The organism is Streptomyces sp. AMJ-169 (assembly GCF_055597585.1).
In genome coordinates this window covers 304,691-323,525 of sequence record NZ_JBVLTJ010000008.1, presented here as the reverse complement: position 1 = coordinate 323,525, position 18,835 = coordinate 304,691, and the positions used below count along the sequence as shown (strand labels likewise).

General features: G+C 72.1%; 14 protein-coding genes and 1 pseudogene. 7 read left to right on the top strand and 8 right to left on the bottom strand.

All coding sequences use genetic code 11. The features are described from left to right. Positions 1-13 precede the first annotated feature (13 nt). The 5 genes and pseudogenes from argJ to ACYUD3_RS21910 all read right to left on the bottom strand — a co-directional run bounded on the left by argJ (position 14) and on the right by ACYUD3_RS21910 (position 6,481). Positions 14-1,171, bottom strand: coding sequence for a bifunctional glutamate N-acetyltransferase/amino-acid acetyltransferase ArgJ (gene argJ / locus ACYUD3_RS21930; RefSeq protein WP_470972390.1), 1,158 nt, complete (start codon positions 1,169-1,171; stop codon positions 14-16). Between the two features lie 82 nt (positions 1,172-1,253). Continuing rightward, complete coding sequence (cs1, locus tag ACYUD3_RS21925; protein WP_470972532.1) at positions 1,254-2,231, bottom strand: clavaminate synthase Cs1; 978 nt, start codon at positions 2,229-2,231, stop codon at positions 1,254-1,256. A gap of 81 nt (positions 2,232-2,312) precedes the next feature. Beyond that, positions 2,313-3,275: pseudogene (gene speB / locus ACYUD3_RS21920) on the bottom strand (agmatinase); the annotation flags it as partial. Then, on the bottom strand, positions 3,272-4,801 hold the full coding sequence (locus tag ACYUD3_RS21915; protein WP_470972388.1) for an asparagine synthase-related protein: 1,530 nt from the start codon (positions 4,799-4,801) through the stop codon (positions 3,272-3,274). The pseudogene speB and the gene ACYUD3_RS21915, both read right to left, overlap by 4 nt. A 3-nt stretch (positions 4,802-4,804) precedes the next feature. Beyond that, entirely contained in the window at positions 4,805-6,481 is a 1,677-nt protein-coding gene (locus tag ACYUD3_RS21910; protein WP_470972387.1) for a thiamine pyrophosphate-binding protein, read from the bottom strand. A 185-nt stretch (positions 6,482-6,666) separates the two neighbouring features. Between ACYUD3_RS21910 and ACYUD3_RS21905 the strand changes: the two genes are divergently transcribed. Next, positions 6,667-7,665 (top strand): aldo/keto reductase, encoded by a 999-nt coding sequence (locus ACYUD3_RS21905; RefSeq protein ID WP_470972385.1) that lies wholly within the window; start codon positions 6,667-6,669, stop codon positions 7,663-7,665. Positions 7,666-7,729: 64 nt separating this feature from the next. On the opposite strand, the gene ACYUD3_RS21900 is transcribed toward ACYUD3_RS21905, so the two are convergent. After that, on the bottom strand, positions 7,730-9,100 hold the full coding sequence (locus ACYUD3_RS21900) for an aminotransferase family protein (RefSeq protein ID WP_470972383.1): 1,371 nt from the start codon (positions 9,098-9,100) through the stop codon (positions 7,730-7,732). Positions 9,101-9,333: 233 nt separating this feature from the next. Here ACYUD3_RS21900 and ACYUD3_RS21895 point away from each other — a divergent pair, with 233 nt between their 5' ends. From ACYUD3_RS21895 to ACYUD3_RS21880, 4 genes are read left to right on the top strand one after another with little or no spacing between them, the layout of a single operon-like run. Beyond that, entirely contained in the window at positions 9,334-10,518 is a 1,185-nt protein-coding gene (locus ACYUD3_RS21895; RefSeq protein ID WP_470972381.1) for an LLM class flavin-dependent oxidoreductase, read from the top strand. Positions 10,519-10,560: 42 nt separating this feature from the next. Next, on the top strand, positions 10,561-11,031 hold the full coding sequence (locus tag ACYUD3_RS21890; RefSeq protein ID WP_470972380.1) for a nuclear transport factor 2 family protein: 471 nt from the start codon (positions 10,561-10,563) through the stop codon (positions 11,029-11,031). 38 nt (positions 11,032-11,069) lie between these two features. Then, positions 11,070-12,269, top strand: a complete 1,200-nt coding sequence (locus ACYUD3_RS21885) for a PLP-dependent aminotransferase family protein (RefSeq protein WP_470972378.1) — start codon at positions 11,070-11,072, stop codon at positions 12,267-12,269. Then, positions 12,266-12,763, top strand: coding sequence for a flavin reductase family protein (locus ACYUD3_RS21880; protein ID WP_470972376.1), 498 nt, complete (start codon positions 12,266-12,268; stop codon positions 12,761-12,763). The genes ACYUD3_RS21885 and ACYUD3_RS21880 overlap by 4 nt, the downstream gene beginning before the upstream one ends. Before the next feature lie 73 nt (positions 12,764-12,836). Here the strand turns inward: ACYUD3_RS21880 and ACYUD3_RS21875 are convergent, their stop codons facing one another. After that, on the bottom strand, positions 12,837-13,850 hold the full coding sequence (locus ACYUD3_RS21875; protein ID WP_470972374.1) for a pyridoxal-phosphate dependent enzyme: 1,014 nt from the start codon (positions 13,848-13,850) through the stop codon (positions 12,837-12,839). A gap of 164 nt (positions 13,851-14,014) precedes the next feature. Here ACYUD3_RS21875 and ACYUD3_RS21870 point away from each other — a divergent pair, with 164 nt between their 5' ends. Next, the gene (locus tag ACYUD3_RS21870; protein WP_470972372.1) at positions 14,015-14,395 is read left to right on the top strand and encodes a RidA family protein; all 381 of its coding nucleotides are present in this window, start codon (positions 14,015-14,017) and stop codon (positions 14,393-14,395) included. Between the two features lie 281 nt (positions 14,396-14,676). Beyond that, positions 14,677-15,423 carry an AfsR/SARP family transcriptional regulator gene (locus ACYUD3_RS21865; protein ID WP_470972370.1) on the top strand — a complete coding sequence of 249 codons (747 nt, stop codon included), beginning with the start codon at positions 14,677-14,679 and terminating at the stop codon, positions 15,421-15,423. A gap of 86 nt (positions 15,424-15,509) precedes the next feature. Here the strand turns inward: ACYUD3_RS21865 and ACYUD3_RS21860 are convergent, their stop codons facing one another. After that, entirely contained in the window at positions 15,510-18,629 is a 3,120-nt protein-coding gene (locus ACYUD3_RS21860) for an amidohydrolase family protein (protein ID WP_470972368.1), read from the bottom strand. Positions 18,630-18,835: the final 206 nt, after the last annotated feature.

The window sequence follows — 18,835 nt, the reverse complement described above, 5'->3', positions numbered from 1 at the left end:
CAGGGCCGGCGGCTCACGTCGAGTAGTCGGCGTTGAGCCGGACGTACCCCTCGGTCAGATCGCAGCCGTACACGTGGAAGGCCGCGTCGCCGGTGCCGAGGCCGACCTTGATGAGGACGTCGTCGCCCTTGAGGTGCTCGGCGACCTCCGCCAGGCGCTGGGCGTCGGGGAGTTCGGGGTAGACGTCGACGTCGCCGAAGCCGATGGTGACCTGCTCCGGGGCGATGTCGGTGTCCTCCTCGCACTTGCCGACGGCCATGGCGACCCGGCCCCAGTTGGGGTCGGCGCCGTGCACGGCCGTCTTCACCAGCGGCGAGTTGACGACCGTCTTGCCGACCCGGCGGGCCTGGGCGGTGTCGCGGGCGCCGGTGACGGCGACCTCGATGAGCTTGGTCGCGCCCTCGCCGTCGCGGGCGATGTCCTTGACCAGGCCGAGGGCGACGGCGTACAGCTCCTTCTCGAACTCCTCGGCGTCGACGTCCCCGGCGAGTCCGTTGGCGAGGATCGCGGCGGAGTCGCTGGTGGAGGTGTCGGTGTCGATGCTGAGCGCGTTGAAGGTGCGGTCCATGACGCGGCGGAACACGGCGTCCAGGACCTCGGGGTCGAGCCGGGCGTCGGTGAAGAAGAACGTCAGCAGGGTCGCCATGTTCGGCTCCATCATGCCGACGCCCTTGGCGATGCCCACGAGGCGCGCGTCGCCGCAGCGGGCGGAGCGGATCTTGTGGCGGGTGTCGGTGGTCATGAAGGCCTTGGCGGCGGCCTCGAAGCCGGCGTCCTGGAAAGGTGCTTGAAGGGTCGCCAGGTGCTCGCGGACGGCCGGCATGGGGTAGCGCTGGCCGATGAGTCCGGTGGAGGTGATGAGCAGGTCGTCGTCGGTGACCCCGAGGGTCCGGGCGACGCTCGCCCTGACCTCGCGCGCGTCGGCGAGCCCGCCCTCCCCGGTGGCGACGTTGGCGTTGCCCGACAGCGCGATGACGCCGCGGCCCGTCTTCGAGGCGGCGGCCGCACGGCTGAGGACGACGCTGGGCCCGGCGAACCGGGAGCGGGTGAAGACGGCGCTCAGGGCGGCCGGCACGTCGGAGGCGACGACCATGAAGTCGTCGCGGTCGTCACGGATGCCTGCGCGCCCGGTGTGCGTACGGAACCCTTGCGGTAAGAACAACGTGGTCATCGCGGTCCTCTCTGAAGCTCGCGGTGATCGTACTCCGGCGGGACCGGCCCGGATGGCCGGCCCCGCCGGATTCAGGTGCGGCTCAGCGCCCGATGAAGTCGACGACCTCGCCCGCCTGGGCGGCGGTGTCGGTCATGCGCTCGGGGACGCGGATGTACATGCGGTGCAGCCAGCGGTCCTTGCCGTCCCAGCGGGGGGTGAACGGCGTACGGGCGTGTGTGGTGCGGTAGTTGTCGACGATGAGGAGGCTGCCGGGCTTCAGGTGGACGGGCTCGGTGACGTCGTCGAGGGCGTCGGAGAGCGCGGCCAGGGCCTGCTTGGCGGGCAGGTCCACCGGGTCGAGCAGCTCACGGTCGTAGGCGAGCAGCGGGTCGTCGCGGTGGCCGTCGAGGACGGAGACCTCGTACAGCGGGTCGGCGCCGGCGGCGGGGCGGAAGGCCATGTCGACGTGGCAGCGCATGGGCTTGCGGTACAGCTCCTTGCGGGTGGCGTCGTCGAGGCGGGCGAGGGCCTTGCGGACGGAGCCGACGAGCGTGGCGGCCTTGCCCTCGTGGTCGGCGCGGGAGCAGGCCAGCATCACGTAGTGCGGCTGCTTCTTGTGGTACGCCATCTCGGTGTGGAACTCCAGCAGCGTCTCGGAGGTCTCCGAGGACAGGTAGTGCGCGCCCGGCGAGGGGTAGACGTCCTGGAGGATGGTGCCCGAGCGCAGTTCCCGGTAGCCGGTGGGCAGGCCGAGTTCCATGCCGACGAGGGTGAGCCACGCCTCCATGGACAGCAGGGGCCGCTCGGTCGGGGCGGGCGTGGAGGTGGGGGTCTCGGGGAGTTCGTCGTCGCCGACCGGGAGCCCGGTCAGCAGCAGGTAGCCGGCCTCGTTGCCGACGGCCCTGAACTCCCGCAGGGCGGCGCGCAGATGGTCCGGCAGCTCGCGCGACAGATCGCCGGCGGTGGCGAAGAAGTCGCTGAGATCGAGGCGCGGCACCCGGGGCAGTCGTTCGCGCAGGGCGAGGAGACGGCCCGCGTCGTCCTCGCACCGCACGATCTCGGGTTGCGTGATGGTCATCTCGGTTCCTTTCGACGTGCCTCGGTGCGTGGTGCGCGGCCGGGGCGGGGCAGGCGCCGTCGCCTGGGCCCGCCCGGTGCCGCGCGCGTACTGGAAGAGGAGTTCGGCGCCGATCTCGGCGGCGAGCAGCGAGGTGATGCCGGCCGGGTCGTGGGTGGGCAGCACCTCGACGATGTCGGCGCCGACCGGGTTGAGGTCGCCCACGACCTGGAGCAGCGCGAGGACCTCCCGCGAGGAGAGCCCGCCGGGGGCCGGGGTGCCGGTGCCGGGGGCGTACGCGGGGTCGGTGACGTCGATGTCGACCGACACGTACAGCGGCAGGTCGCCCGCGACCGCGCGGATCTCGGCGGCGATCTCGGCGAGCGGGCGGGTGAAGACCTCGTGCGCGGTGATGACGCGCACGCCGTGGCCGCGGGCGTAGTCGAGGGAGTCGGGGCGCGGGTTGTGGCCGCGGATGCCGAGCTGGACCATGTGGTCCGGCTCGACCAGCCCCTCCTCGATGGCCCAGCGGAACGGGGTGCCGTGGTGGAAGGTGCCGCCGTAGACGGGCGGGTTGGTGTCGCTGTGGGCGTCGAGGTGCAGGACGGCGAGTTTGCCGTGGCGGGCGTGGACGGCTCTCATCGCGGCCAGCGACAGCGAGTGGTCGCCGCCCAGCATCAGGAAGGCGTCGTTGTCGGCGAGCAGGCCGGTGAGGGCGTCGGTCGCGGTCCGGATGGCGAGGTCCTGGGAGAACGGGCTCAGGTCGATGTCGCCGCCGTCGACGACGTCGATCAGGTCGAAGACGTTGGGCCCGCGGTCGATGCCGGTGCCGTGGATCAGGCAGGACTCGTGCCGGATGGCGCGCGGTGCGAAGCGGGCGCCGGGGCGGTAGCTGGTGCCGCCGTCGTAGGGGGCGCCGATGACGACGACGTCCCGGCCGACGGGGCTCGGGTCGTGCTGGAGCCGCATGAAGGTGGCGAGCTGGGCGTAGCGGGGCGAGGAGCCGCTGCTGAGCTGGGTCTTGCCGGAGGTCGCGAAGTCGCTGCCGTCGGCGGGTGTGTTCATCGCGTCCGCCCCTTCTCCGTGTCCGCCAGCACCTCGTCGAAGGAGATCTCGTCGGGGTGCCGGGTGCGCAGCACGATCAGTTCGTGCATCCGCTGCGCCATCGCCGCCTTGCTCTCCTCGGCCCGCTCGGCGGGGATGCCCGCCTCCAGCAGGCGCGCGGTCCAGGAGCTGGAGGTGCCGGAGCCCTCGTGGATGCCGAGCTTGGGCCGCGACAGGGTCTCGGCGGGCAGCATCCGGTTGAGGGACTCGCGCAGGACCCATTTGTCGCGCCCGTAGCGGCGCTTGAGGCCGGGGTCGAGGGAGACGAGCCGGTCGAGGAGGTCGCGGTCCCAGTAGGGGTGGGTGGACCAGATGCCGGCGACGCCGGAGACGACCGGGGACATCTCGTTGAGACCGTCGAAGGTGGCCATGTCGTGGGCGATGACGGCGTCGAGGAAGTCGAGCCGTTCGGTGCGCCGGTGCATGCCGCCGAGCGGGATGTCGGCGCCGTACCCGGTCAGGACGCGCCGGGGTCCGGGCGGCAGCCTGCGGTAGAGGGCGACGAGCGGGAGGAGGTACTCCAGGATGGTGTGGTCGGCGATCTCCGCGGCCCACACCGCCCAGGGCAGTTCCCGCACCAGGTCGGAGCTGTGGATGGTGATCTCGGAGTGGTCGGTGCCGAGATGGCCCGCGACGACCTTGGCGGGGGCGAACTCGTCGGAGGTCTCGGTGCCCATGGAGACGGAGTGCACGAGGCCGCTGTGGGCACTGGCGTGGGCGGCGACGCCGCTGGAGTCGATGCCGCCGGAGAGCACGACGGTCGGCTGCGGATCGTCCTTGAGCCGGGTGCGCACCGCCTGTTCGAGCAGCGTGCGGACCTGGGCGACGGCCGTCTCCTCGTCGACGGCGTCCCGGGACAGCGGGGGCGTCCAGGTGCGGACCTGGCTGACGGTGCGCACCTCGCCCTGGACGGTCTCCAGGATGAGCGCGGTCCCGGCCGGCACCCGGTGCACACCGGCGGCGCCGACCAGCCGCTGTGCACCGCCGATGTCGACCGGGCTGCCGGGGAGCCCGGCGAGGGTCTTGGCCTCGGTGGTGACGTCGACGCCGTAGCCGTCGGCGCGCAGCCACAGCGGGACGGACCCGGCGTGGTCGGTGGCGACGACGATCCGGCCGCCGGTGTCGAGGAGGACGGCGGCGAAGCGGCCGCTCAGGATGCGGAAGGCGGCGATGCCCCAGTGCTGCCAGGAGGCCAGCACCAGCGCCGCGTCGCTCGCGTGCAGGACGGTGGTGTCGCCGAGGGCGCGGGCGATGTCCTCGCGGTTGTAGATCTCGCCGGCGAGCAGGAGGTGGACGCCGTCGTCGCTGACGAGGGTGTCGGGGGCGCCGAGGCTGACGGCGGTCCCTTCGAGGTGGCGGCCGGCGCTGGCCGCCGAGACGGCGGTGGCGTGGCCCTGGGTCGCGAAGCGCGGGGTGTCCGGTTCGGCGCGGCGCGGTGACCACGACACACGTGCCCGGAAGCCCACGACGAGGCTCGGTCCGATCATGGCTCAGATGTCCAGTGCCTCGAAGCCGCCGGACTGGAAGTCGTAGGCCACGGGCACCTCGATGAGGAACGGCCGGCCCAGTTCGACGCCCTTGCGCAGCGCCTCCACCAGCGATTCCCGGTCGTTGGCGCGGACGGCCTCGCAGCCGTTGGCCTCGGCGAGCTGGACGAAGTCGACGCTCTTGAAGGCGACGGCGGGCGCGTGGGAGCGCTGGTGGCCCTTGTTCTGGTAGAGCTCGATGAGGCCGTTGCGGTCGTTGTTGACGACGACCATGACGAGCGGCAGTCCGAGGCGGACGGCCGTCTCCAGGTCTGCGCTGTTGGAGTGGAAGCCGCCGTCGCCTGCGATGAGGAAGACGGGCTGGTCGGGGCGGGCGATCTGGGCGGCCATCGCGGCGGGCAGTCCGTAGCCGAAGCTGGAGCAGCCGGCGGAGGTGAGGAATCCGTAGGGCTGGTCGGACTTGGCGAACAGGACGCCGTAGTGGCGGAAGAAGCCGATGTCGCTGACGAACGTGCCGTTCTCGAGGACGGAGTTCATGCAGTCGATGACCTGGTGGACGCGCATGCCGTCGGTGTACTCCTCGCTGTCGGCGAGGAATTCGGCGACGCGGGCGCGCAGCGGCTCGATGTCGTGCGGGGTCTTCGGGGCGAGGTCGGCGGTGGCCTTGTCGAGGGCCTCGATGACTTCGCGCGGGTCGGCGACGACGTCGATCTCGGGGCGGAAGACGGACGGGATCGGGTTGACGCTGGCGGCGACCCGCACGACCTCCTTGGTCTCGCCGCGCTTCCACATGGAGGGCCGCAGGTCCTCGGCGTAGTCGTAGCCGAGGGCGACGATGAGGTCGACGGGGCCGAAGATGTGGTCGAGGGCGGGGAAGGACAGGATGCCGTCCATGTAGCCGCTGATCGCGCCGTAGTTGAGGGGGTGGTCGGAGGGCAGCACGCCCTTGGCGGTGTAGGTGGTGACGACGGGCAGCCGCAGCCGCTCGGCGAAGGCGCGCAGGGGCTCGACGCCGCCGGCGCGGATGACGGCGCTGCCGACGACGAGGACGGGGTGGCGGGCGGCGGAGATCTTCGCGGCGATCTCCGGCAGGCTCCCGGTCCAGGCCGGGTCGACGGTGACCTTCTTGCCGGCGGCCAGCGGCGGGGTGTCCTGGATCTCCGACTCGGGTACGTCGGCGGAGAGCAGGTCGATGGGCAGGCTGATGAAGCTCGGGCCGACGGGCTCGGACACGCTGTTGAGGACGGCGGAGTCGACGAGGGAGGTGATGTCGGCGGAGCGTTCCAGCTGGGCGCTGAACTTGGTCAGCGGTTTCATCACGGCGACGCTGTCCACGCACTGGTGGGTGACGTTGGGGAAGCAGTCGTGCGACTCGGACTGGGCCGCGAGCGCGATGACCGAGCTGCGGTCCAGGGCGGAGGTGGCCACGCCGGTCGACAGGTTGGTCATGCCGGGGCCGAGGGTGGCGAAGCAGGCCTGCGGGCGGTTGGTGAGGCGGGCGAGGACGTCGGCCATCACGCCGGCGGTGAACTCGTGCCGGGTCAGGACGAATTCGAGGCCGTCCACCTCGTCGAAGAGGATGGCCTCGGCCTCCCGGCCGACGACACCGAAGACATGGTCGACACCGTATTCGTGCAGACGCTTCAGCAACAGCTCCGCGGTCTTCTTGCTGGCCATCATGAACCTCGCTTTGTCCGGTCCGGGAACAGGGGGGTTGACGTCACTCACTCTCGGCAGGCCCTCTTGCGTTCGGGTGGACCTCCGGCTTGCCCTGGGAACGTCCAGCGGCTCGCCAACCGGGGGCGCTGTCATCACTGGCCGGACCCCCGTGGACCCAGGAGCACGAAGAGAGCAAGGAGAACCAGGTGCAATCACCGCCCACGCCTCCCCCCACCCGTACCTTGCGTCACCTGGACGTGACGGCGCAGGGCTTCGGCTGTCTGCCGACCACGGCCTTCTACGGCGCCCCCAAACGCGCGAAGGCCGAAGCGGTGCTGCGTGCCGCGCTGGACGCGGGCGTGACCCTGTTCGACACCGCCGACGTCCAAGGGCAGGGCGCGGGCGAGGAGTTGCTCGGTGAGGTGCTCGCCGGGCGGCGCGACGAGGTGCTGATCGCGACGAAGTTCGGTATGCGGCGCGGCCCCGACGGCTCGTTCCTCGGGCTGTGCGGGCGCCCCGAGTACGTCCGCGAGGCGTGCGAGGCCAGCCTGCGCCGGCTGCGGACGGACCGGATCGACCTGTACTACCAGCACTGGACCGACCGCGAGGTGCCGGTGGAGGAGACGGCCGGGGCGGTCGCGGAGCTGGTGAAGGAGGGCAAGGTCCGCGCCTACGGCATGTCGGAGCCGTCCGCGCGGAGCCTGCGGCGTGCGGACGCGGAGTTCCCGGTGACGGCCGTGCAGAGCGAGTGGAGCCTGTGGTCGCGGGACATCGAGCGGGAGGTACTGGGCGCCTGCCGGCGGCTGGGGGTGGGCGTGGTGGCGTACGCGCCGCTGGGGCGCGGTTTCCTGACGGGGGCGATCCGCTCCCACGAGCAGCTGGCGGACGGTGACTTCCGGCAGGGGCTGCCCCGGTTCCAGCCGGAGAACCTGCCCCGCAACCTGGTTCTCGTGCGGCGGCTTTCGGCGCTGGCCGGGAGGCTCGGGGTGTCCCCGGCGCGCCTCGCGCTGGCGTGGCTGCACCATCAGGGCGCGGACGTGGTGCCGATCCCGGGCACCACGCACGCCTCGCACCTGTCGGACAACCTGGCGGCGACCCGGCTGGCGCTGACCGCGGCCGACCTCGCGGCGCTGGAGGACATCTCGGCGGTCCCGGTGCACGGCGAGCGCTACCAGCCGCACATGCTGGCGATGACGGGGCACTGACCCCCAAACACGCCGGTGGCCGCGCCGCCCCTTCTCCCAGGGGGCGGCGCGGCCACAGCCGCGCTCAGCGCACGAACCCGTCCGTGCCGAGCCGTTCGAGGACGAAGCGGAAGCCGTCGACGAGCTTGTCGGCGAGCGGCCGGTCGAGGACGAGGGGCGGGGTGACGACGAGGGCGTGCGGGTTGGCGCGGACGATGATCCCGGCCTGCTCGCGCAGCGCGTCGGTGACCCGCAGGGTGCCGCCGGGCAGGTCGGCGCGGGTCTCCTGGTCGGAGACGAGCTGCACGGCGAGCATCAGCCCGATCTGCCGTACGTCGCCCACGGCCGGCAGTCCGAGCAGTTCCCGGCGCAGCCCGGCCGCGAGATAGGCGCCGGTGTCGGTGGCGTTGGCGAGGAGGCCTTCCTTCTCGATGAGGTCGAGGTTGGCGAGGGCGACGGCGCAGGCGGTGGGGTGGCCGGTGTAGGTGTAGCCGATGGGGAACCCGCCGCCGGATCCGACCACCTGGGCGACCTCCTCGCTGACGAGGACGGCGCCGTGCGGGACGTAGCCGGAGGTGATGCCCTTGGCGGTGACGAGGATGTCGGGGACGACGCCGAAGTGTTCGGCGGCGTACCAGGCGCCGGTGCGGCCGAAGGCGGTGACGACCTCGTCGAAGATGAGCAGGATGCCGTGCCGGTCGAGGACCTCGCGGACGCGGGGCCAGTAGTCGGCGGGCGGGACGACGGCGCCGTAGCCGCCCATGACGGGTTCGCCGATCATGGCGGCGATCCGGTCGGGGCCGATCCGTTCGATGGCCGCCTCCAGTTCGCGCACGCAGAAGTCGGTGGGGTCCTCGCCGTCGTACCACTCGCGCTGGTAGGGGTGGGGGGCGGTCAGGAAGTGGATGTCGGGGACGACGGGGCCGAAGCCCTCGTGGTAGACGGGCATGCCGGAGAGGCTGCCGCTGCCGTAGCCGATGCCGTGGTAGGAGGTGTGGCGCGACAGGACCCAGGTGCGGTCGGCGGCGCCCTTGCGGTGGTGGTAGAAGCGGGCCAGGCGCAGCGCGATCTCGTTGCCCTCGGCGCCGCCGCTGGTGAAGAAGACCCGGTCGAGGCCTTCGGGGGCAAGGTCGGTGAGGCGGGTGGCGAGTTCGATCGCGCGGTCGTTGGTGAGGGTGCCCCAGGTGTGGAAGAACTCCAGCCGGCCCATCTGGTCGGCGGCGGCGGCGGCCAGTTCGGGCCTGCCGTGGCCGACCTGCATCAGGCCGAGGACCGCGGAGGCGTCCAGGTAGCTGCGGCCTTCGGCGTCCCGGACGTGGCAGCCCTCGCCGCCGACCAGGACGGTGCGGTCCTCGCGGCCCTCGGGCAGCAGGGGGTGCAGGATGCGCTCGCGGTCCAGGCGGGCCAGCTCACCTGCCGTGCGCCGGGTGCGGGAGAGCTCGGGGGAAGCGGTCATCGGAAACGTACCTCCGGAAACTGGGGGACGGGACGCGGCGGCGGTCGGCCCCGCCGTCGCCCGCGCCAGTCTCACGAGCGGGGATTGCCCGCAGTTGGACGAGGAGCGCCGGGTGACACGCATGCGGTGAATCCAGCTGTTTGCAAACCGCGCCTGAGACCTTCGGTTCTGGCCAATGGCCGGGACCCGCCGGGACAGGCGGGTCCCCTCCGGGAAACAAGGAGGAGTGCCGAGTGAAGTCGATTCTGTTCTATCTGCCGAGCACGGGCAGCCACCGGCAGATCACCCAGGGAATGGCGGGAACCAATCCCGCGAATTACCAGAACATGCTCTGGCAGCTGACCCACCAGGTGCGCGCGGCCGACGAAATGGGCTACTGGGGGGTCTCCTTCACCGAACACCATTTCCACATCGAGGGTTTCGAGGTCTCCAACAACCCGATTCTGCTGGGCCTGTACATGGGGCTGCGGACCCGGAACATCCGCGTCGGCCAGATGGCGAACGTGCTCCCGCTGCACAATCCGATCCGGCTGGCCGAGGACCTGTCGATGCTGGACCACATGATGCGCGGGCGGACCTTCGTCGGCATCGCCCGCGGCTTCCAGCGCCGCTGGGCGGAGGTCATGGGCCAGGTGTACGGCGTGGGCGGCACCCTCTCCGACCGCAGCGAGAGCGACCGGCGCAACCGGCGGCTGTTCGAGGAGCACTGGGAGATCATCAAGAAGGCGTGGACGACCGAGACGTTCACCCATGAGGGCGAGCAGTGGACGATCCCGCCGAAGGACCTGGAGTTCCCCTACGACGCGGTGCGCCGCTACGGCAAGGGGCAGGACGAGGCCGGCCGGATCACCGAGGTGGGGATCGCGCCGAAGCCGTACCAGCGTCCGCATCCGCCGGTGTTCCAGCCGTTCAGCTTCAGTGAGGACACCTTCCGCTTCTGCGCCCGCGAGGGCGTCGTACCGATCCTGATGCACACCGATCCGCAGAAGGTCGGCCAGTTGCTCGACATCTACACCGAGGAGGCGGAGCTGTCGGGGCGCGGGACGCTCGCCCGGGGGGAGAGCGTCGGGGTGATGAAGGACGTGCTGGTGTCGCGGGACGCGGAGCAGGCGCACTACTGGGCGCGGCGCGGCGGCGGTTTCATCTTCGACAACTGGTTCGGCCCGATGGGTTTCACCGAGGCGCTGCGCCGCACCGGCGAGACGGGTCCGATCGGTTCGGACTACGACACGCTGCTGGAGCGGGGCCTGGAGTGGGTGGGCACGCCCGACGACATCAACCGCAAGATCGAGCGGCTGGTGGAGCACCACTCCCCCGAGTACCTGCTCCAGTGCCAGTACTCCGGGCTGATCCCGCACGACGTGCAGATGCGCAGCCTGGAGCTGTGGGCGACGGAGATCGCGCCCAACTGGCTGTAGGACCCCTCCCTGTCCCGTTTCCCGACCTTCTCAAGGAGAGCCATGCCCATGGACCAGGACGCGACGGCGAACGAGCGGCGCAAGGCCGTCGTCATCGGGTATCTCAAGGCGTTCGACAACGGCGGCGTCGGCGCCGACGGCCGCGGTGTCCTCGACTTCTTCGCCGAGGACGCGCACTTCTTCTTCCCCAAGTGGGGCCTGGCGAAGGGCAAGGCGGAGATCTCGCGGCTCTTCGGGGACCTGGGGCCGACGGTGAAGTCGATCAGTCATCACTTCGAGTCGTTCAACTGGGTCCAGGACGGCTCGGACGTGATCGTCGCGGAGGGCACCACGCACGGCGAGCACCGCGACGGGCCCTGGCGGGTCGGGGTGCCGGACTGGGCGGCCGGCCGGTTCTGCGGGGTCTTCGAGATCCGCGACGGGCTGATCCAGCGCTGCTTCATCTACCTGGACCCGGACTACGCCGGCCAGGACACCGCCCGCTACCCGTGGCTGCCCGACTCCCGTTCCTGACCTCACCCGACCGCTTCGCACCCCCGAAGGAACCGACCATGGACGTCCTCGCCACCTTGCGCAGGCAGCCGAGCCTGAACCTCTTCCCGATAGAGAACCGCCTCTCCCCCAGGGCCCTGGAGGCGCTCGCCTCCGACGCGAACAACCGCTACCCGTACTCGGAGACGGACGTGGCCGTCTACGGCGACGTCTCGGGCCTCAACGACGTGTTCACGTACTGCGTCGACCTGACGAAGCGGTTCTACGGGGCCCGGCACGGCTTCGTGAACTTCCTGTCCGGGCTGCACACCATGCACACGGTGATCACGGCCCTCGCGAAGGCGGGCGACCGGGTGCTGATGCTGGCACCCGAGGACGGCGGGCACTACGCCACCCAGGTCATCTGCCGGGGGTACGGCCACGAGGTCGACTTCCTGCCGTTCGACCGCAGCACGCTGGAGATCGACTACGGCAAGCTGGCGGCGAAGGCGGCCGAGCGGCACGTCGACCTCATCTACCTGGACGCGTCGACGACGCTGCGCTTCCCCGACGCGCGCAGGCTGCGGGCCGCCGCGCCGGACGCGCTGATCTGCCTGGACGCCTCGCACCTGCTGGGCCTGCTGCCGGTGGCGCCGCAGACCCTCGTCCTGGACGGCGGTTTCGACAGCATCTCGGGCAGCACCCACAAGACGCTGCCTGGGCCGCAGAAGGGGCTGCTGGTCACCAACAGCGACCGGCTGGCGGAGCTGATCGGCGCCCGCATCCCGTACACGGCGTCGAGTTCGCACTCGGCGAGCGTGGGCTCCCTCGCCGTCACGCTGGAGGAGCTGCTGCCGCACCGGGCCGCCTACGCCCGCCAGACCATCGCCAACGCCCGTGCGCTGGGCGCCCAGTTGGCGCGGCGGGGCTTCGACGTGGCCGGGGAGTCGTTCGGGTACTCCGACACCCACCAGGTGTGGGTGCACTTCCCGGAGGGCGCGGAGCCGCACGCGTGGGGGCGGACGCTGACGGCGGCGAACGTCCGCTCGACGACGGTGCCGCTGCCGACGACCGGCACGCCCGGACTGCGCCTGGGCACACAGGAACTGACCCGGTGGGGCATGAAGGAGAGCGACATGGCGGTGGTCGCCGATCTGCTGGCCCGGCTGCTGCTGCGGGGCGAGGCGCCCGGGGAGATCGCCGAGGACGTCGCCACCCTCGCGCTGTCCTATCCGGGAGTCGCGTTCGCCGGGCCGCTCGAACCCCTCGGCGCGCGATGATCGCGGCCCTCGACGCGACCCGGCTGCGGTCGGTGCTCGGGCACTACCCCACCGGGGTGGTGCTCGTCACCGGCCCCGGCGACCCGCCGGCCGGCATGGTCGTCGGCACGTTCACCTCCGTCTCCCTCGACCCGCCGCTGGTGGGGTTCCTGCCGGCGAAGTCGTCGACGAGCTGGCCGCGCATCCGGGCGGCGGGCCGCTTCTGCGCCAACGTCCTGGGCGCCGGGCAGCAGGCGGTCTGCGAGGCGTTCGTCTCGCGTGACCCGGGCCGCTGGCGGATCCCGCACGGCCTCGCGCCCTCCGGGGCGCCGCTGCTGCACGACGCGCTCGCCTGGATCGACTGCGACGTGGCCGGCGAGACCGAGGCGGGCGACCACTGGTTCGTCACCGGCCGCGTCCGCCGCCTCCAGGTCCAGCACCCGGGCGAGCCGCTGCTGTTCCTGCGCGGGGAGTTCGGGGCGTGCGTCCCGTGCCCGGCGCCGGTGCCCGACTGACGTTCCGCGCTCACGCTCCGAGGCCGCTCCCCGCTTTTCTCCGCGGGGAGCGGCCTCGTGGTGTGTGCGGCGCTCACGTCTCCAGGTGCGCCGCCGCCAGCGCCGCGAGGTCGGTGTTGCCGCCCGACAGGATCAGCACGACGACGCCGCCGGCCGGTACCGGCACCTCGCCGGTGCGCAGGGCGGCGAGGCCGACGGCGGCGGAGGGTTCGACGAGCAGGCGGGTGGTGCGCACGAGGTCGAGCCAGGCCTGCCGGATGTCCTCCTCGGTGACCTCGACCAGCTGATGGGTGTGGCGCAGCACCTGGTCGTAGGTGTGGACGCCGGCGAACGGCGCGTTGAGGCCGTCGGCGAGGGAGGCGGGGCGGGCGGGCAGCGGGACGGGGCCGCCGGACTCGACGGCGTGCGCGAGGGTGCGGGCGGCGAGGGGTTCGACGCCGACGACGCGGGTGCCCGGGGAGAGCGCGGCGCAGGCGGCGCCGAGCCCGCTGAGCAGTCCGCCCCCGCCGATGGGGGCGAGCAGGACGTCGACCCAGGGCACGGCGTCGAGCGTCTCCAGGCCGACGGTGCCGGCGCCGCGGATGACGTCGAGGTCGTCGAAGGGGTGCAGCAGCAGCGAGCCGCCGCGCTCGGCGAACTCCCGTGCGGCGGCCACGAAGTCGGCGCTCTCGATGACGGTGGCGCCGTAGCCGCGGATCGCCTCGACCTTGGCGGCGATCGCGCCGGGGGGCACGAAGACGGTGGCGGGGACGCCGAGCCGGCGGGCGGCGTAGGCGAGGGCGGCGCCGTGGTTGCCGGCGGAGAACGTGACGGCCTCGGGCGGGCGTTCGCCGCGCTCGCGCCGGGCGAGCAGCGCGTTGGTCGCGCCGCGCACCTTGAAGCTGCCGGTGTGCTGGAGGTTCTCGGCCTTGAGCAGCAACTGGCAGCCGAGTTCGCGGGAGAGTTCCTCGCAGGGCAGCAGGGGGGTGTGCAGCACCCGGCCGGCCAGCCGGGCGGCGGCGGTGCGCAGGTCCTGTTCGCTCACTCCGGCCGGGGCCGCGTCGCTCGGGTCCGGTCCGGCGTCCGCCGGTGTGACGTCCGTTCGCATGTTCTGAGCACCTCATTTCGGGGTGGGCGCCGCTGACGGGCGTCGACTGTGCCAGCGCCCGCTTGCGTACGGCTGACCGCGCGGGCGTCAGGCCGGGGCCCAGGGGATCGCAAGGGCCCGGTGCCACCGTCGTAGCCGTTCCCACTCGTCACCTTGGAGGTGCCATGAAGACTCAGGTGTTCACGACCGGCGACGCGCCCACTCCGGCGGGCCCGTACTCGCAGGCGGTGCGCCGGGGCAACATCGTCTCGGTGTCGGGGCAGGTCGGCCTCGACCCGGCCACGGGCAAGATGGTGGAGGGCGGCATCGCCGAGCAGACCCGGCAGGTGATGACGAACCTGGAGACCATCCTGAAGAACGCGGGCGCGTCGTTCGCCGACGTCGTCACCGCCCGCATCTACATCACGCAGGCCGCCGACTTCGCCCCGATGAACGAGGTGTACGCGAAGTTCCTGAGCGAGCCGTTCCCGTGCCGTACGACGGTCTTCGTGGGGCTGCCGCCCGGGATGCTGGTCGAGATCGACGTGCTCGCCGTGGTCGGCTGACCCGTAACGCCCCGGCGGTGTCCGGTTGCGTCCGATCGGTGTCCCCTCCCCCTTCCGTTCGGGCGCAACCGGATGCCGCCCCGCCCCGCGGCGGCTCCCAAACACCCCGATAGCAGCACAATCATTGCCAATGAAAAAATCACCAAAAAATTGCCTGCGGAATCTCCGCAAAGGTTTCCTGATTGCGTGATGCAACGGTCACCCGCCTACTTGACGATTCAACCGCGACGTGCGAGAACTGGGGGCACGCAGCAGATCTTTTGCAAGAGGGGCACAAGGGCATGGCGAAACTGGAGATCAACGCGTTCAACCGTTTCTCCGTAATCAGCGGCGATGAATACCTGAACATAGGCCCCGCGCATCAGCGGGCGCTCCTGGCGCTTCTCGCCATCCACCGGAACGAGATGGTCACCGTGGATACCATCATCGATTCCCTCTGGCTTTCCACACCGCCGAGCCAGCCCAGGAAAAGCGTCCAGGCATACGTTTCGCGATTGCGCAGAATCTTATCGGGCGCCGACCTGGCGAAGTCGCCGTCGATTCAGTATTTCGCGCCGGGCTACATATTGCGGATCGATCCCGCGCAGGTGACGGCGGACCGCTTCGAGAAACTCACGGCCCGCGGCCGGGGCCTGCTCCACACCGGCCGGGTCACGGAGGCCTCGGAGGCGTTCTCGGCGGCGTTCGCCTTGTGGGACGACGCCCCGTACGGCGATCTGTCGCGGTACGAGTTCGCGGTCGCCGAGATGACGCGGCTCGAAGAGGTGCGGCTCGCGGCGGTGGCCGGGCAGGCGGAGTGTCTGCTGAAGCTCGGCGACCACGGCGCGGCGGCCGACCTGCTGGCGCCGGCGGTGAACCGCTATCCCCTGCGCGAGGATCTGGCGGCCACGTTCATGGTCGCCCTCAAGCAGTCCGACCGCCGCGCCGACGCCCTCTCCATCTACGAGCGCACCCGTTCCAGCCTGGGCGAGCTCGGCATCAAGGTGGGCGGCAGGCTGCACAGCGTGTACCAGACGATCGTCGCCTGAGCCGGGCGGCCGCCCCGGTCCAGAGGCACGCCCGGCTCAGGCCGGCGTCAGTCCTGAGGCGCGCCCGGTTCAGGCGGGCGCCGCTCTCAGGGCGCGCAGCACCCGTCGCGCCGCAGGATCTCCCCGACCGCGTGCCAGTCGGTGCCGTCCGCCTTGAGCGCGTGCGGGGCGGGGTCGGCGCCGGTGACGAGGTCGGCCTGGGTGTGGACGGCCCCGTCGCGCATCACCCACGCGGTGCGCACGAGGTCGTCGAAGTCGTGGAACGGGTCGCCGTCGACGGCCGTGAGGTCGGCGAGCTTGCCGGGTTCGACGGTCCCGAGGTCGTCGGCGGCGCCGAAGAGGCGGGCGGGTTCGACGGTGGCCGTGCGCAGGGCCTGGGCCGGGGTGAGGCCCGCGTAGCGGTGCAGGGCGCGCAGGCCGAGGTGGAGGTGGAGGCCGACGGGGACGAGCGGGGCGTCGGTGCCGAGGGCGAGCGCGCCGCCCTCGTCGACGACCTGCCGGTAGATGCCCATCTCGATGCCGAGGCCCTGCCGCTGCTCGGGCGTCGAGGGCAAGGTGGCCTGGACGGTCGCGGTGTCCCAGGGCGGCATCAGGGACGTGACGCGCGGGTCGCGGGCCAGGGAGGGGTCGTCGCCGAGCAGGGGCAGCGCGGAGAACGGGGTGATGACGAGGGCGAAGTCCCCGGCGCGGTAGATCTCGTGGACGTCGGCGTAGGCGTGTCCGGTGGGTGAGGTGACGCGGCCGTAGTCCTGGCGCTGGGTGGCCAGGAGGTGGGTGGTGAGGTCCTGGCCGGACTGGATGCCGGGGGTGAGGAGGTGGCTGCCGGCGGGGACGCCGAGGCGGTGCGCGGTGCGGGCGGCCTCGGCCATCAGCCAGGCGGGGGCGCGGACGTAGGTCTTGACGAAGTCGTACTCCAGCCAGGCGGCGCGGTCGAAGGTGCGGCGGGCGCCGTCGCGGGTGGTGTGGGCGCGGCCCATGCTGTAGGCGACGCGGCTGCCGTCGTTCAGCTCGCCGGTGGTGAACAGCCGGGGCCCGAGCAGGCTGCCGGCGTCCGACGACTCGCGCAGCCGGGCCTGTTCGTAGGCGAACCCGCCGAGGGAGGCGTTGCTGGTGACGCCGTAGGCGAGGTTCAGGCGGGACTGCCGGCCGCCGTAGATGTTCTGGTAGGGGTGGGTGTGGGCGTCCCACAGTCCGGGCAGGACGGTCTGCCGCGAGGCGTCGACGGCCCGCTCCCCCGCGCGGGCCGCGCGGTGGGGTTCGACGGCGGTGATCCGGTTGCCGGTGACGACGATGTCGACGTCCGCGCGGACCCGCTCGCCCGTGCCGTCCCAGAGCCTCCCCGCGTGGACGCGGACGACGTCCGTGCGCGGCGGCAGCCTGCGGGCGGTGCGCAGGGGGACGGGGACGGTGCGGCGGCCGGTGCCGTCCGGGGCGATCAGGCGCAGGGCGCCGCCGGAGAGGTAGAGGAGGTGGCGGGAGTCGCCGGACCAGGTGGGGTGGTCGGCGGCCTCGTCGGTGATCCGCCGGGGTTCGCCCGCCGGGGTGCCGTCGGGCTGTACGGGCAGGATCCACAGCGCCGACTCGATGACGAGGGCGAGGGACTTTCCGTCGGGGGACCAGACGGGTCCGCTGTCGTAGCGGTCGGCGACGGAGGTGTGCGGGCGGGGCAGGAAGCTGCGGGAGGAGCCGTCGCGGGTGTCGAGGACCCGGATGACGTTGTAGCCCTCCCGGAACCGCTGGTTGAGCCGGTTGCGGTCGCAGAGCGCGATATAGCGGCCGTCCGGTGACCAACTCGGCTTGCCCGGCACCCCGTTGGCGCCCAGCGGCGCGGCGAGCTTGGTCTCGCCGCCGTCGGCGAGGTCGACGATCATCAGGTTGCCGGTGATGTCGAGGCAGGCGAGCCGGGTCCCGTCGGGCGACAGCACGGGGCTGATCCGGCCGCCGTCCACGAGGACGGTGTCCTTGCCGCCGTCGAGGCCGACGCGGTGGACGGCGGCGAGCCCGCCTTGGTCGTGGACGTAGACGAGGCTGCGGCCGTCCTTGCTCCACGACGGCATCTGCACGTAGTGCGCGGGCTCGGCCCGCACCAGCTGCCGGGGCTTGCCGCCGAACGGCAGGTGCCACAGGGCGCCGAGCGCGCAGAAGGCCGCGGACCGGCCGTCGGGCGCGAGCGCCGGGAGGTGGACACCGCGCACCGCGCGCTCGGCCGTGGAGCCGAAATCCCGCTTCTTGCGCGGGTACTGGGGCCGGGGCACCTCCGTGCGGGCCCGGAACGGAACCCGCTCGGCCGTCGTCAGCGAGCGCGCGCGGCGGGTGACGTGCCCGTCGGCGAAGTAGACGACCGCGCCGTCGGCGGTCCAGGACGGCGGCTGCGGCGAGACGTCCTCGTCCCCCGACACGACGACACCGTCGACGACCAGCGAGGCGTGCGCGGAGTAGGTGGCGAGGACGGGGTCGCCCAGCCACACGTAGGCGAGCCGCCCGTCGGGGGCGACGGCCGGGGCGAGCACCTTGCCGGCGTCCACGGTCCGTACGACGCTCACCGCGCCGCCGGCCGCGGGCACCGAGGCGATCGTGCGGGAGAGGGCGTTCTCCTGGCGGACGAACAAAATCCGGTCGCCGTCCGGATGCCAGGCGGGGTCGTAGTCCTCGGCGGCGCTGTCGCGGGTGAGGCGGGTGAGGCGGCCGGTGGCGGTCTCGACGGTCCAGATGTCGTAGGAGCCGCCGTTCACGTCGTCGCTGCCGCGTTCGGAGGAGAAGGCGAGCCGGCGGCCGTCCGGCGACCAGCTGACGCCCCGGTCGTCCCAGGGGCCCGAGGTCAGCTGTCTCAGGTCCGAGCCGTCGGGGGCCATCGTCCACAGGTGGAAGCCGCCGTCTCGGTAGGCGCAGAAGGCGATCCGCGTGCCGTCCGGGGACCAGGCGGGGCGGGTCGGTTCGAGGTCGGGAGTGGTGAGGGCCGTGGCCCGGCCGCCCTGGCGGGGCAGCGACCACAGGACGCCCTGCACCTCCAGCAGCAGCCGTGTGCCGTCGGGCGAGGCGGTGACGCCCGCGTTGGTGCCGGCGGTGAAGGTCAGGGCGCGGCTCGCGCTCTCTCCGGTGGCGGCGGTCGCGGGCGGTGCCGGGAGAAGGGTCGCGCCGGCGGCCCCGGCCAGCGCGGTGGCCGCGAGGAAACCTCTGCGGCTGATGTCGAACTGACGTTCACTCATGTGAATATCTTCAGGTGACATGGTCAGGCCATACCCCGGGGAGGGGGCGGGGCTATCCAGCCGTTTTCGGCCAGTCACCCGGGTGGCCGGGAAGCATGTCCGGAAAGCACGCCGGTCAGCTGGGGAGCCCGCCGGGAAGCGCGCCCGGCGAAGAGCCTGCCCGGCGCGCTTCCCTCAGCGAGAACGCTCAGCCCACTCCCCCGTGA

Excerpts from the sequence above, each read along its gene's own strand:
- argJ (WP_470972390.1), bottom strand. The coding sequence starts at position 1,171 with ATGACCACGTTGTTCTTACCGCAAGGGTTCCGTACGCACACCGGGCGC.
- cs1 (WP_470972532.1), bottom strand. The coding sequence starts at position 2,231 with ATGACCATCACGCAACCCGAGATCGTGCGGTGCGAGGACGACGCGGGC.
- ACYUD3_RS21915 (WP_470972388.1), bottom strand. The coding sequence starts at position 4,801 with ATGATCGGACCGAGCCTCGTCGTGGGCTTCCGGGCACGTGTGTCGTGG.
- ACYUD3_RS21910 (WP_470972387.1), bottom strand. The coding sequence starts at position 6,481 with ATGATGGCCAGCAAGAAGACCGCGGAGCTGTTGCTGAAGCGTCTGCAC.
- ACYUD3_RS21900 (WP_470972383.1), bottom strand. The coding sequence starts at position 9,100 with ATGACCGCTTCCCCCGAGCTCTCCCGCACCCGGCGCACGGCAGGTGAG.
- ACYUD3_RS21890 (WP_470972380.1), top strand. The coding sequence starts at position 10,561 with ATGCCCATGGACCAGGACGCGACGGCGAACGAGCGGCGCAAGGCCGTC.
- ACYUD3_RS21885 (WP_470972378.1), top strand. The coding sequence starts at position 11,070 with ATGGACGTCCTCGCCACCTTGCGCAGGCAGCCGAGCCTGAACCTCTTC.
- ACYUD3_RS21880 (WP_470972376.1), top strand. The coding sequence starts at position 12,266 with ATGATCGCGGCCCTCGACGCGACCCGGCTGCGGTCGGTGCTCGGGCAC.
- ACYUD3_RS21875 (WP_470972374.1), bottom strand. The coding sequence starts at position 13,850 with ATGCGAACGGACGTCACACCGGCGGACGCCGGACCGGACCCGAGCGAC.
- ACYUD3_RS21870 (WP_470972372.1), top strand. The coding sequence starts at position 14,015 with ATGAAGACTCAGGTGTTCACGACCGGCGACGCGCCCACTCCGGCGGGC.
- ACYUD3_RS21865 (WP_470972370.1), top strand. The coding sequence starts at position 14,677 with ATGGCGAAACTGGAGATCAACGCGTTCAACCGTTTCTCCGTAATCAGC.
- ACYUD3_RS21860 (WP_470972368.1), bottom strand. The coding sequence starts at position 18,629 with ATGAGTGAACGTCAGTTCGACATCAGCCGCAGAGGTTTCCTCGCGGCC.